The sequence below is a fragment of the Agathobaculum sp. NTUH-O15-33 genome (assembly GCF_033193315.1).
GTDB lineage: Bacteria > Bacillota > Clostridia > Oscillospirales > Butyricicoccaceae > Agathobaculum > Agathobaculum faecihominis_A.
This window is the reverse complement of record NZ_CP136187.1, coordinates 2,094,102-2,108,170: the sequence shown is the minus strand read 5'-3', so window position 1 is coordinate 2,108,170 and position 14,069 is coordinate 2,094,102. Positions and strand designations below refer to the sequence as shown.

10 protein-coding genes are annotated in these 14,069 nt (G+C 55.4%); 8 read left to right on the top strand and 2 right to left on the bottom strand.

The annotated features are described in order from the left end of the window. The first annotated feature begins 131 nt into the window (after positions 1-131). The 8 genes from nusB to RWV98_RS10525 all read left to right on the top strand — a co-directional run bounded on the left by nusB (position 132) and on the right by RWV98_RS10525 (position 11,696). On the top strand, positions 132-671 hold the full coding sequence (gene nusB / locus RWV98_RS10560; protein ID WP_317860638.1) for a transcription antitermination factor NusB: 540 nt from the start codon (positions 132-134) through the stop codon (positions 669-671). After that, positions 664-1,599, top strand: a complete 936-nt coding sequence (locus tag RWV98_RS10555) for a DNA-binding protein (protein ID WP_317860637.1) — start codon at positions 664-666, stop codon at positions 1,597-1,599. Before nusB ends, RWV98_RS10555 begins: the two co-directional genes overlap by 8 nt. Further along, entirely contained in the window at positions 1,596-2,867 is a 1,272-nt protein-coding gene (gene xseA / locus RWV98_RS10550) for an exodeoxyribonuclease VII large subunit (RefSeq protein ID WP_317860636.1), read from the top strand. Before RWV98_RS10555 ends, xseA begins: the two co-directional genes overlap by 4 nt. Beyond that, positions 2,867-3,100 (top strand): exodeoxyribonuclease VII small subunit, encoded by a 234-nt coding sequence (gene xseB / locus RWV98_RS10545; RefSeq protein ID WP_317860634.1) that lies wholly within the window; start codon positions 2,867-2,869, stop codon positions 3,098-3,100. Before xseA ends, xseB begins: the two co-directional genes overlap by 1 nt. A gap of 1 nt (position 3,101) precedes the next feature. Next, the gene (locus RWV98_RS10540) at positions 3,102-3,983 is read left to right on the top strand and encodes a polyprenyl synthetase family protein (protein ID WP_317860632.1); all 882 of its coding nucleotides are present in this window, start codon (positions 3,102-3,104) and stop codon (positions 3,981-3,983) included. A gap of 309 nt (positions 3,984-4,292) precedes the next feature. Next, positions 4,293-6,518, top strand: a complete 2,226-nt coding sequence (locus RWV98_RS10535; RefSeq protein ID WP_317860630.1) for a diguanylate cyclase domain-containing protein — start codon at positions 4,293-4,295, stop codon at positions 6,516-6,518. 61 nt (positions 6,519-6,579) lie between these two features. Beyond that, complete coding sequence (locus RWV98_RS10530; protein ID WP_317860629.1) at positions 6,580-10,497, top strand: PAS domain-containing hybrid sensor histidine kinase/response regulator; 3,918 nt, start codon at positions 6,580-6,582, stop codon at positions 10,495-10,497. Positions 10,498-11,084: 587 nt separating this feature from the next. Then, the gene (locus RWV98_RS10525) at positions 11,085-11,696 is read left to right on the top strand and encodes a recombinase family protein (RefSeq protein ID WP_280963631.1); all 612 of its coding nucleotides are present in this window, start codon (positions 11,085-11,087) and stop codon (positions 11,694-11,696) included. A gap of 8 nt (positions 11,697-11,704) precedes the next feature. On the opposite strand, the gene RWV98_RS10520 is transcribed toward RWV98_RS10525, so the two are convergent. Next, complete coding sequence (locus tag RWV98_RS10520; RefSeq protein ID WP_317860626.1) at positions 11,705-13,426, bottom strand: CapA family protein; 1,722 nt, start codon at positions 13,424-13,426, stop codon at positions 11,705-11,707. A gap of 120 nt (positions 13,427-13,546) precedes the next feature. Further along, positions 13,547-14,050 carry a zinc ribbon domain-containing protein gene (locus RWV98_RS10515; RefSeq protein WP_280963629.1) on the bottom strand — a complete coding sequence of 168 codons (504 nt, stop codon included), beginning with the start codon at positions 14,048-14,050 and terminating at the stop codon, positions 13,547-13,549. Positions 14,051-14,069: the final 19 nt, after the last annotated feature.

Below are 14,069 nucleotides of genomic sequence, written 5' to 3'. Positions count from 1 at the left end.
CCGGGCCGTTTGGCGTTGTTTCAGGAAAACCCGCTTTTTCTTTGTCTATCCGCTTGCGTTTTTGGCGAAAATAGGATAGAATAAGGCGTATTCAAGTGTATTCGACATGAAACGAGGAGGAGCTTGCCACCGTGAGCAGAAAACAAGCAAGAGAGATCGCCCTGCACCTGATTTTTGAAATGGGGTTTCAGGATTTCAAGGCGGAAGAGGTGCTGGCCGACCGGCTGGACGAGAGCATCATGGCTTCGATCAGCGGCGATATCGCGCTGTACGCAGGCAAGCTGGGCGAGGCGGAAACATCGTATATCCGCGAGGTCGTAATCGGCGTGGCCGGTCGCCTGAGCGAACTGGATCGGGATATCGAAGCGTTCTCACACGGCTGGAAGCTCAGCCGCCTGTCGCATATGACTATCGCCATTTTGCGGCTGGCCCTTTATGAATCGCGTTACGTGGCCGATGTGCCGGTTGGCGCGGCCATCAATGAAGCGGTCGAACTGGCTAAGATCTACGACACCGAGGAAGCCGCCGCCTTTATCAACGGCATTTTGGGTTCGATTGTGCGCGCGGAAAACAGCGGCGACGCGCCTATGGATCAAACAGTGGCAGAGACTGCCGCTGAATCGGCCGAACCTGCGGCGCCGCAGCCGGAAGCCGCCGCATCCAATGTGTAAACGTTTTTTGGGGGTGGATACCTCCAATTACCGCACCTCGGCCGCGATCTTTGAATCAGACACCCTTTGCTGGGTTAACGAGGGGGAGCTGCTTACGGTGCCCGCGGGCGCGATCGGCCTGCGCCAATCGGACGCGCTGTTCCAGCACACCGTGCGTCTGCATGAAAAGATAGGCGCGCTGCCCATAGGGCCTGTTTGCGCCGTTGGCGTCAGTACCCGGCCGCGCGCGGTCGAAGGTTCGTATATGCCCTGCTTTTTGGCAGGCGAAAGCGCCGCGCGGAGCGCGGCGCATTTGCTTTCCGTGCCGCTTTTTCCTTGTTCCCATCAGCAGGGACATATCGCGGCGGCGGCGCTGTCCGCCGGACGGTTGGCGCTGCTGGATGTGCCCTTTCTCGCGTGGCACCTGTCCGGCGGCACGACCGAGCTGCTGTTGGTGCGACCGGGGGAGGACGGCCTGCCGGACTGTGCATGCATCGGCGGTACGACCGATCTGTCCGCGGGTCAGCTCGTCGACCGGGCGGGCGCGGCGCTCGGCTTATCCTTTCCCAGCGGAGCGGCGCTCGATCGGCACGCGCTGGACGCCGCGCCCGAAAAGGGCGCAAAGCCGCGCGTGACGGATGGTTATTTTTCGCTTTCCGGCATGCAAAATCAGGTGGAAAGCCGGGTCCGAAAGAAGGAGCCGCCCGCGCAGATCGCGCGCTTTACACTAGAAACAGTGGCGAACGCCGTTTGGGAAGCGACCCGGCAGGCGCGGCGGCAATACCCTTATCCCGTTTTGTGCGCGGGCGGGGTCATGGCAAGCGGAATACTGCGCGCAAGGTTTGCGGAGCAAGAGAATATCTTCTTTGCCGAACCGCGTCTTTCTGGCGATAACGCGGTCGGAGTAGCGGTATTGGCCGCCCGGCAGTATGAAAGGACAGAAAATTGAGCACGGTATATTCAGTCACAAGGCTTAATAATGAGATCAAGGACCTGCTGGACGCCGTACCGGGTTACCGCAACCTTTTCGTGCAGGGCGAGATATCCAACTATAAGGCGCATTCCTCCGGCCACTATTATCTAACGCTCAAAGACGAAGGCGCGTCAATTAGCGCGGTGATGTTCCGTTCAGACGCGATGCGGCTGAAATTTCGTTTGGAAAACGGTATGAAAGTGATCGTGCGCGGGCGGGTCAGTTCGTTTCCGCGCACCGGGCAGGTGCAGCTTTATCTAAACGAGATTGTGCCGGACGGCGCGGGCGCGCTGAACTTAGCGTTTGAGCAGCTCAAAAGCAAGCTGCACGCAGAAGGGCTTTTCAATGAAGTGTACAAAAAGCCTATTCCCGCCTGTCCCTCGCATGTCGCGCTCATCACCTCGCCCACGGGCGCGGCGGTGCGCGATATGGTCCGTATTTTGGGCAGGCGCTGGCCGCTGGCCCGGGTGACGCTGTACCCCGCGTTGGTGCAGGGGCCGGGCGCGGCGCCCAGCATCTGCCGCGCGCTCGCGCTGGCCAACGCTGTGGGCGAGGCCGATGTTATTTTGTGCGGCCGCGGCGGCGGTTCCATGGAAGACCTGTGGGCTTTTAACGAAGAAGCGGTCGCCCGCGCGATCTTTGAATCGGAGATCCCTGTCATTTCGGCGGTTGGGCACGAACCCGATGTAACAATCGCGGATTTTGTAGCCGATCTGCGCGCGCCGACGCCCTCGGGCGCGGCGGAACTGGCTGTGCCCGATCGGGCGGAGTACCGCGTGGCGCTGCGCTCGCTGGAGCTGCGACTGCACACGGCGGGATTGCGGCACATGCAGACCAACCGGCGGCGGCTGGACGGTTTGGCCGAGCGGCTCGCCGCGCGCACGCCGGCAAAGTATATTGATGAAAAACGCCTGCAACTGGACAGCGCGTGCGAACGCCTGCTCGGCGCGCAGGCGGCCCGCCTTGACCGGGAGCGGCAGTATGTGCGGCTATTGGGGCAAAAGCTATCGGCTGCGGGGCAGCGCGGCGTGCAAGCGCGCAGGCTGCGCTTTAGCCGTCTGGTCGCCACGCTGGATGCGATCAGCCCGCTCGGCGTTCTGGCGCGTGGCTACGCGATCGCGGAAGGGGAAAAGGGCGTTGTTGTAGATGCCGCCGCCCTTCACGCGGGCGACCGTCTGCGCGTGCGCTTTGCGAAGGGCGTGGCAACTTGCAGTGTTTTGGATATCGAGAAGGGAGAAGCATAATGGCGGAAAAGTCATTTGAAAGCCAGATGGAGCGCTTGGAGGAGATCGTTCGCCTGCTTGAGCGCGGCGAAGCGCCGCTGAGCGAAAGCATCAAGCTGTTCGAGGAGGGCACGAAGCTCTCCGCCGCGATGGGCAAGCTGCTGGACAAGGCCGAGCAAAAGGTGACGGTCATGCAAGAAAGCGAGCAGGGCGAACTGGTCGAAACGCCCTTTGTACCGGAGGAAGAGGCATAATATGGAACTGGAAAAGACGCTTCAAGAGGATATCGCCCTGATCGAGTCCGCGCTGCGCAACTACCTATCAGGCGAGAACGGCGAAGGCTATGACGAGATCTTCGACGCTGCGAAGTATGCGGCCCTTGCGGGCGGCAAGCGGCTGCGCCCTGTGATTTTGTTGGAATTTTGCCGCCTGTGCGGCGGGAGCAAGCTGAAGGCGCTGCCTTTTGCCTGCGCGCTTGAAATGATCCACACGTATTCGCTCATTCACGATGATCTGCCCTGTATGGACGACGACGACCTGCGCCGCGGCCGCCCGACCTGCCATAAGGTATACGGCGAAGCGACCGCTGTACTGGCGGGAGACGGGCTGCTGACGCGGGCCTTTGAGACCATGGCGGGCGCGGACTGCGCGCCCGAGATCGCACTGGCCGCCATACGCTATATGTCCCGCGCCGCCGGTATGAACGGTATGATCGGCGGACAGGTGCTCGATATGGCGAGCGAGGGCAAGCAGATATCCCTTGATACGTTAAACCGTCTGCAGAAGCTAAAAACAGGCTGCTTGTTATGCGCCGCGGCCGCTGTCGGCTGTATCGCGGCGGGCAAAAGTGATGAGACAACGCTTGCCGCCGCAGAAAGTTTTGGCAATAAGCTGGGCCTTGCCTTCCAGATCGAAGACGATCTGCTCGATATTGAAGGGGACGCGGCCGTGCTTGGAAAGTCGGTCGGTAAGGATGAAAAGAGCGAAAAATCAACCTTTCCCGCGCTGCTTGGCATGGAGAAGTGCCGGGAACTGGTCAATGCTCTTACCGATGAAGCCGTGGCTGCGCTCGATCATTTCGGGGGCGATCCGCTGCTTGAAGCCCTATCCCGCAGTCTGATCGGCCGGGTTAAATAAACGGATATGGAAAACGGTGCAAAAGCGAAATGCTTCTGCATCGTTTTTTTATCTTGATGGGGAAATGCGCACGATAAAAACATGTAAACTGACAATGACAAAGGTGTAAAATGGCGAAGGTTTACTGCTCTACTGCTTTTTAGTATCAGTCAAGCATTGCTATTTTGGCTTTGCTTTGCTATACTTTGATAAATGGGAGTATGAACAAAATAATACTTGTTGTGTGTGACGGCACAAGCAAAGCCATGTCCCGGACAAAAGCCGTGTAGCGAAGCCGAGATAGAGCGTTTGGAAAAACGGGGGTTTATAATGGATACACAGCCTATTTCTTTCAGCAATGATGAACAAGCGGTTTTAGACCACATTCCCGGCGGCGTCCTACAGTGTCTGGCTGACGATACATGGACGATGTTAGCGGTCAACCGAGGCTTTATCGATATGTTTGGATATTCCCGCGAGGAGCTGTCCGAACGGTTCGGCAACCGTTTTATAGAAATGATCGTGCCGGTGGATCGCGAGATTATGCAGCGCATGGCCGGGCAGCAGCTCAAGAAGAACGGCAAGGCTATCGTCAACTGCCGGGTGCGCTGTAAAGACGGCGCGGGCAAATGGGTGATGAACAGTATCGAAACGAGCCGTGACGCATCCGGCGGCGAGCGGATGTTTTGCGTTATGCTGGATGTAACGGAATCCAGAAACGACAGGGAAAAGCTGAGATTGTCTCTGGAACGTCATCGGATTATCATGGATCAGACGGCCGATATCATTTTTGAATGGGACATTCGCGCGGATACCATGTTTTATTCCGCGAACTGGATGCGTAAATTCGGATATGAACCGATGACGGATGCAATCTCCTTGCAGCTGCCGCAGAATCAACATGTCCATCCGGAGGATATGCCGCAACTGTTGGAGCTTATGAAAAACGCTCGGGAGGGCATACCCTATTCTTCGATCGAGATCCGCATACAGGACGCGGAGGAACGGTATATCTGGTGCCGCGTCCGTATCACCGATCAGTATGATGAGAACGGAAAGCCGCTGAAAACCGTGGGCGTGATCACCGATATCGACCGGGAAAAGCGTTTGGTAGACGATTTGCGGCGGCGGGCTGAGCGGGACGCGCTGACCGGGCTTTACAACCGTGAGGAGACCGAGCGGCAGATTAAGCACTGTTTGGAGCGCTATCCTGAAGATATCTGCGCGCTTTTGATGATCGATATCGATAACTTCAAGCAGATCAATGACGGACAGGGGCACCTGTTCGGGGACGCGGTGCTGACCGAGCTGGCCGCGGGCATGAAGAAGCTGACCCGCCGGACCGATACGGTCGGAAGAATCGGCGGGGATGAATTCACGATATTTTTAAATAACCTGCCTTCCAAAGAAGTGGCGCAGGACAAGGCGGGCAAGCTTCTGGATATGTTCACCCATCTGTTCGAGGGAGAAAAATCCCTGACAGAGGTCACCTGCAGCATCGGCGCGGCGATCTATCCGGATGACGGTACCGATTTCCAATCGCTTTATCACAGCGCGGACCTCGCGCTGTATCGGGCCAAGAGCCAAGGGAAGAACCAATACGTGTTGTTCGATCCGAGGGATGCCGTGCCGATCAACCAGATCGGGTATTCCTCCATCGGCGCATCCATCGATTCGGATCAGCGCACTGCGGGGCTGCAGGGCGACTTGGTCAGCTATGTGTTCCAAATCCTTTATGATACGGCGGATATGGAGTGCGCCATCCAACTGATCCTAGAGATCGTGGGCAAGCGCTTTGATGTAAGCCGGGCTTATATTTTTGAAAACAGTTCGGATGGAAAATATTGCGATAATACCTATGAATGGTGCAATGAGGGGATCGCCCCGGAAAAGGACAATTTACAACACTATCCCTATGAAGATGTAACGGGGTATAAGGATTTATTTAAAGACAACGCCATTTTCTATTGCCGCGACGTTCGTTCGCTCACGCCGGCGCAGGCGGCTCTTTTTGAAGGGCAAGGGATCTGCTCCACATTGCAGTGCGCGATCCGGGAGAACAATCAGTTTCGCGGGTTTGTAGGCTTTGACGAATGCACAGGCATGCGGATGTGGACCAAGGAAGAGATCGGCATTTTATCGCTGATCTCCCAAATGCTGACGATCTTTTTGGAAAAAAAGCATGTGATGGAGCGCGACCGGCAAATGACGCTGCAGCTCAATACCATTCTGGATATGCAGGACGCCTATATTTACGCGGTCGATCAAACCAACTACGAATTGCTTTACTTAAACCACAAAACAAAGGAGCTGGACGCTTCGGCGCGGGTCGGCATGCCATGCTACCGGGCGTTTTTCAGCAGAGAGAACCCTTGCGAGACCTGTCCGCTCAAAGGGGCGAAGGAAATCTACAATCCGCAATATGATGTTTGGACCAGCGTGCAGGTATCGCCGATCAAATGGGGGGATTACTGCGCCTATCTGCTATCCTGCTACGATATAACGGCTTATAAGCGTATGCAGAAAGATAAAACGGCTGAAACCCCGGAAGATTGAAAAATGAGCTGCACGTTGCATGCAGCAGAGATAGAAAAATAGAAAAGGGCGGTGATCGGGAATGATAGGGAGCGGTTCTCTTACCGCCGAACAGGTCAAGGCCGTGTATACCAATAGCGTGATGCAGGATATTATCCATGCGATCCCGGGCGGGGTCGCGGTTTATAGGGTCGGAGCTGCTTTCGAGCCTGTGTATGTGTCCGATGGCGTGCTGGAAATGAGCGGTTATTCCGCGGAGGAATGCCGGAACATGGCTATGCGGGACGATGTGGGCCTGACCCATTTAGAAGATGCCGAAATGGTGACCGACCGGCTGCGTCTCGCCGCGCAGGCGCAGGATACCGTGGAATTTGAATTTCGCAAGCAGCATCGCGACGGCCGCGCGATTTGGGTGCGCGTGCAGGCGAAAACAGTGGGAGAAGAGGGCGGTCGGCCCTTGCTGCAATGCGTGTTTCACGATATTTCCGCGCTAAAGGAGGCGCAAACAGAATTGAGTAATCTGGTCAATTCCGTACCGGGCGGCATTGCCAGTTATCGGGTGGAGGGCGACCAATTCATCCCCCTGTTCTATTCCGACGGCGTTCCGGCGCTGACTGGGCACACGCGGGAGGAGTACGACGCGATCGTTCATGCGGACGCGATCGCCAGCGTTTATGAACCCGACCGCGAAAGGGTGCTATTAGCCGCCCGCTCGTCGCTAAGCCGCCGTACCGTGCTGGATGTCTCTTACCGAATGCGCCATCGGAACGGCGAACTGATCTGGCTGCATCTAAACGGACGGCGCATAGAAAACACGGGCGATTCGCTGTGCTTTTACGCTGTTTTTACCGGCATGTCCATGCAGACCCGCTTGTTTCAGGACATCGCCAATGAGACCGCGGATGGGATCTATGTGATCGACCGGCAAACGCATGAGCTGCTGTATACGAACGATGCAAACGCGCTGTTCAGCGAAGCCAAACCGTGTGTGGGACAAAAATGTTTTGAAGCGCTGCATGGGAATCCGGCGCCCTGTGCATCGTGTGTGCTGCAAACATATGGCGCGGACGGAAAAGAGCATGAGATCACGTTGGAAAGCATGCCGGGAAGGTTCTTTACCGTGCGCTTCCGGGAAACGGACTGGAACGGGATTCCGGCCTATGTGCAGTATATCAGGGATGTGACGGAGGAAGTGCGCACCCGTCAGGAAAAAGAACGTTTGGAAATGTATTTTCAAACCGTCGTGGGCAATTTACCCGGCGGCATATCCGTGATACGCTGTGATCCGGACGGTGGGATGACGCCGGAATTTATCTCAGACGGCTTCGCCGCCATGACGCATATGACGGTGGCGCAAGCAGGGGAGCTTTATCAAAAAGATATTTTTGCAGGCGTGCACCCCGATGATGTGGAGGAGAATCAAAAAAAGCTGAGATCCTTCATCGAAAAAGGCGACGGGCATTGTACGCTCACCGCCCGCATGGCTTGCGGGGACGGCGGCTATGTCTGGGTCAAGGATTCGCTTTCAGTGCAGCAACATGCGGATGGCGTGCGCAGGATCTACTCGATCTATACCGATATCACCAAAATGGTGGAGGAACAGGAGCAGATTCGCTGCCGGTACGAGGATATCATCCTGCAGCACTACCGAAAACCGGGGGCGGACGAATTGGTGCTTGGGCACTGCAATGTGACGACAAACCGGATATTGGACATTGTGGATCATACGAATTCCGATTTGCTGGAAACCTTTGGCGACGTCCGTGAAGCATTTTTTACCGGAGTAGCCGGCTTGATCGTCGATCCGTCCGAACGGCAGGCTTTTCTTGACATGTATTTAAATGAACCGGCGCTCGCGGCCTTCCACCGGCATGAAACGGAATGCGTTCTCCCGTGCTTCATCAAATTACCGAAGGAGAAGCGTGGACGCTATGTCCAGTTCAAGGTCAACCTGATCGAAACGCCGGTTACCGGAGATATCACGGGCGTGCTGACTGTGACCGATATAACGGAGCAGACCATATCCGATCGGATTCTGCATCAGCTTTCCGTCACCAGCTATGATTATGTTATCGATGTGGATTTGGAGCACGATCGGCATACGGTCGTCACCTGCAGCCAAGACGTAAAATTCCCACCGCCGCCAACGGGCCGCTTTTCCGAGCGGGTGGCGGATATGGTAGCGCATTTGCTCGTACCAAAAGACCGCAGCCGTTTTGCCTGCGCTACGGACCCGGCGGAGATGCGCCGCCGTCTGAAAGCGGGCGGTTCCTATACGATTTCCTACGGCCTGTTAGGGGAGAAGGGGGAGGTTTGCACAAAAAATATGACGATCTCCGCTGTCGATCTACGTTTAGACCGGTTTTGTCTGGTATGCAGCGACATCACAGAGTCCGTGCGTGAGGAACAGAGTTTGCTCAATATGATGGCGTACACCTTTGATCTCATGGGGATTTTGCATCTGGCAAGCGGACGCTTTACGTTGTATACCCGGCAAACGGTGTTGGAAAATCTGGCGCCCCGTATCGTGGACCGGTTTGAGGAGGAGCTGGCGAAGTTCGTAGACGATCATGGGCTGGAAGAGGATAAACAGCAGGCGCATGAGCGGTTCAGCCTTGCGAACATGCTGGTAAGGCTTGCGGAACAGCCGTCTGGTTACGATTTTGTGGTACCGTTTCGGTCAGAAAACGGCCTGCGGTATAAGCAGATCAATGTTTTGTGGGGCGACGAGAACCACAGTACGATTTGTCTGGTACGGGCGGATGTGACCGATATACTGGCTGCGGAGCGCAAAGCCAAGCAAGATTTGGAGCGTGCGCTGGATATTGCGGAGGAGGCGAACCGGGCCAAGAGTGATTTCCTATCCACCATGAGCCATGATATCCGCACGCCGATGAATGCCATTATGGGTATGACGACGCTGGCCGTCGCGCATATGGACGACCGCGCGCGGGTAGCGGACTGCCTGCAAAAGATCAAGGTATCCAGCAAGCATTTGCTCAGTTTGATCAATGATATTCTGGATATGAGCAAGATCGAGCAGTCTAAGATTTCCCTGAACCGTGTCAACGTTTCCATGCCCGAGCTGCTGGAACAGCTTTCCGACATCATGGTGCCGCAGGCCCGGTTGGCAGGGCTGCAATTTTCCATCTGGCAGGAGCGGATCGAGCATCAGGACTTTTTTGGGGATTCGCTGCGGATCAGCCAGATATTGATTAATCTCACCGGCAATGCGATCAAGTTCACGCAGAAGGGCGGCGCGGTCGGCGTTTGCGTGGAGGAGATAGCGCCGCAGAAAGACCCGCAGCGCATTCGCTACCGCTTCACGGTCAGCGATACCGGTATCGGTATGACGCAGGAGTTTCTTGCCAATATTTTTGCGCCGTTTGCCCGCAGCCGCGCGGTATCCCGCGTGGAGGGAACCGGGCTGGGCTTGAGCATTACGAAGGGGCTGATCGACCTGATGGGCGGCGAGATAACGGTTGAAAGCAAGCTGGGCGAGGGCTCGGTTTTCCGCGTAGAGCTGGAATACGAAGCCGCCGAATGCAGAAGCGGGGCATCTCAAGCAAAAGCCGCGCATCAGGCACAAGCGGCGGATTTAAACGGCCGCACCTTCCTGATCGCAGAGGATAATGAGATCAATGCGGAGATACTGCAGGAGCTTTTGAGTATGGAAGGCGCCAGATCGGTCGTTAAGACAGACGGCAGGCAGGCCTTGCGGGCCTTTGAGAGCGCGGCGCCGGATACCTATGACGCTGTACTGATGGATGTGCAAATGCCGGAGATGGACGGCTATCAAGCAACCCGCGCAATCCGCTCGCTGCAGCGCCGGGACGCGGGCGCGATCCCCATCGTTGCCATGACTGCCAACGCGTTTTCCGAAGATATTGCGGCATGTTTGGAATCCGGTATGAACGCTCATGTAGCCAAGCCGGTCGATATGGATACGCTACGGTTCGTTTTAAGCGGCGTACTGGACTCCGCGCGCCCTATGATCTGAGCAAGAAAAGCAAAGGCACGGGTTTTGCAAAGAGACCCGTGCCTCAGACTGTAGCCAAAGGTCTCTCGCCGCAGCGCGCATAGAAAGGGAAATGGAGCGAAGCGACGTAAAATCCGTTTTTCGGGGGCGTGTACCTCGAAAAAACACCTCGACCCGCGCCACCGGGCGCGTAATCCGGGGGTATCGAGACCGGTTTCTCCGGAACTGGTCGAGTATCTAGGGGGCACTGGGTACCCCCTAGACAGCATGTCGACTTTGTCGACACGCTGAGGCACGGGTTTTGCAAAGAAACCCGTGCCTTGTTGTTGCTCAATTATTAAAGGGAAAAATATTTTTTAAAACAAATAGTTTGGTGGACAAGCGCAGGGATGGTGAAAACCGTCCCTGTTTTTTGCGTTTTGCGAATAATACGGGGTTTTAAACATAAAAATATGCGAAATACTTCGCGCGGATCACTGCCGCGCATAAAAGAAATGTAGCTGCACATATAAGAGAATAGTTGACGAGAAGGCATCGATTTATAATAATTATGGTAATGGGTGCTTATATAGCCAACAATCTTGGAAAAGGAAGAAGAGGGTAAATAAATGTATAAGAATATTTACGGCTACATTCGCGTATCGAGCATGGATCAAAACGAGGACAGGCAGCTGATTGCAATGCGGGAAAAACGTGTTGAAAAGCAGTGTATTTACATGGATAAACAGTCCGGCAAGGATTTTGACCGTCCGCAATATAAAAAGCTGATGCGTAAAATAAAGGCCGGTGATCTGCTTTACATATTGAGTATCGACCGTCTGGGCCGGAATTACGAAGAAATACAGCAGCAGTGGCGCATTTTGACCAAAGATATCGGCGCAGATATATCCGTAATCGATATGCCCCTGCTGGACACTAGCCGCGGCAAGGATTTGATGGGAACGTTTATCGCCGATCTGGTTTTACAGATCCTTTCCTTCACCGCGCAAAATGAGCGGGAAAACATCAAAAAGCGCCAATCGGAAGGAATCGCGGCGGCAAAAGCCAGAGGCGTAAGATTTGGCCGGCCCTCCAAATCCTCGCCAGAGGATTTCCAAAAGATCATATACGCTTGGGAGAAGAAACAAATTGGCATTTCCGATGTGCTTTCCATGTGCAGCATGAGCGAGTCGACTTTTTATCGCAGACTGCGACAATATAGAAGGCAGATGCGAGTTTGAAGCATGCGTTACCGTTTAACCGGATGATAATCATTGCGCCAAGATACGGAGGATACCTGATACGGAATCGCATGGTAGGAGGACGCGGTAACGGCGCGGTTCGCTAGGTCGAGCGTGAAGCTATGGCGGTAGATCAGGCAGTTTTTTTCCGCCGGGTTGTGATTGCCGCCGAAAACAAGATTGCCAAGAGAGTACGCGATCTGCTTGCCCCGATAGGTCTCGACTTCCTGCACGACATGCGGATGGTGACCAATGACCAGATCAGCGCCCTGATCGATACAGTAATGGCCGATGGCCTGCTGCGTGGAGTCGCTGTGGTAGGAGCGCTCGATCCCCCAATGGTAATTGAACACGATCAAATCGGCGCCGCGTTCACGCAGAGAGGAGATCGCGTTGTCGATAAACCGTTTTTGCTCCGCATCGAACGACCACCCGGTATTGGAGGCAAAGCCGATGCGTACGCCCTTGACGGTGACGATAGGCATGCGCTCATAGCCGGAGATATGCACATAGGGCGAGAGCGCGCGGATCGTATCATCGAAGCCCTGTTGTAAATAGTCCATGGAATGGTTGTTTGCAACGGAGACGACATCGACGCTGCCCTCGCGAAGTATTTCGGCATAAGCAGGACGGCCTTTGAACGCAAAGGTCTTATTCGCATGCGTGGTCGATTCGGTAAGGGTTCCTTCAAAATTGACCATCGTCAAATCGTCGTCAAAAAATTCGGTGATGCCGGAGAAAAAATAAGAAGGACCTTGGCGGTCATACATTTCATCGAACGATCCGCTGTAGGAAAAATCATGCCCACGGCCAAGCGTACAGTCGCCGCCAAAGGTGAGCGCGAGCGTGACCGAATCATAACCGGGCGCGCTGCGCCAGTCCGCCGCTACCTCGGTAACGCGCAGGGAGGACTGCATTCTTGCAATCGATAAGATTGCCTGCTCAATCGTATAGGTGTCCCGCGGGGAAAAATGACCGTTCGCTCCGCTCATGATCGCCTGCCCGTTCGTATCGGTCCGGCCGGAAATGAATTTGATGGATTCTACCGCCCAACGGGGAAATTCGTAGTTGTCAGAAAATTGCTGCGGCTGTAGATTCGCTTCGGTGATATCGAGCACGCTCATACAGCGTTGCATCATTGCCGCCGCTTCCGCGCGCGAGACATGGTCGTCTGGCCGAAATAGGCCGTTTTCACCTTTTACAATCCCCATGCGGGCCGCCAGCTCAATATAAATGCTGCGCGTATCGCCAAAACTACCCGATAAGACCTGCGGCAAGCCGCCCGCAAAGGGATCGGAGAAAGGAAGCTGCGTATCTCCATCGCTTTCGGTTTGCTCCACATCTGTCTCCGCCGTTTCGGCGGCAGGGTAGGAAAGGGTGCCGTCACCCTCTGCGGCCGGCTCGGATGAAACCGGCTGCTCCCAGACGATGCTGTAACGCTCGGCGAGCTCGGGGATGGAGAACTGCTGTTCAAACGAAATAAGATCGACCATTAACCGCGCAAGCTGAGCGCGTGTGATGGGCTGGGTGTAGTCGTTTCCAAGGTCAAAATCCGGTGCGACCGCACCGTTATCATAAGCTGTTTGTACGCCGGCGGCGGCCCACGGGCTCATGACAGGCGGGGTATCGTCCCATGCGTACGCTGTGGCGTGCGTCATGATTCCGACGGTCAACACTGCCGCTAAGAGATATGCGCCTATCCGTTTCATGATCGCCATTTTAAGCTCCATCCTTATCCTCATTATCTGTACTTTAAAGGTACCATAAAAAGCGGGCTGCCGCAAGCGCGTTGACCATACAGGCAAACAAAAAGCCGACAAAGATTGGCTCTTTGCCGGCTTTTGTTTCGGTCAGCGCAGGAAGCCAAACGACCGCACGATCGGCGGCTCCTTAGCGTTGCCCTTGCAGATGGAGAAAAAGCAAATGATTCGCACTACGCCCAGCACCACATAGCAGATCGCGCAGGCGATGGGCACAAGGACGGTCCAGAAAAAGATCAGCCCGATCAAGAGCAGCAGAATATCCAGCACCGTAAATTTAAGCGACTGCCGCACATGGAACGCCGCATAGGGAGAGGTGTGGCTGCCCAGCAGCGCGATGATTACGCCGAGCGTACCCATGAGGTAGCAAAGCATCGCCACAACCTTGTTTTCGGAAATATCCTTTGCGGTAAACTCCGCCGTATGATCAAACGGGTTGTAAACAGCTTGCGGCGCAGCATATTGCGGCGGCGTATGATGAGGAGGGGCCGCGCCCCCGCCCGACTGCTCTTGCGCTGCGAATGCAGCGCCGCATTTGGTGCAGAACGCAGCCTGATCCTCTTCTTGCGCGCCGCATATGGGACAAGTTTTCATATGGTATTCCCCCTAAGAT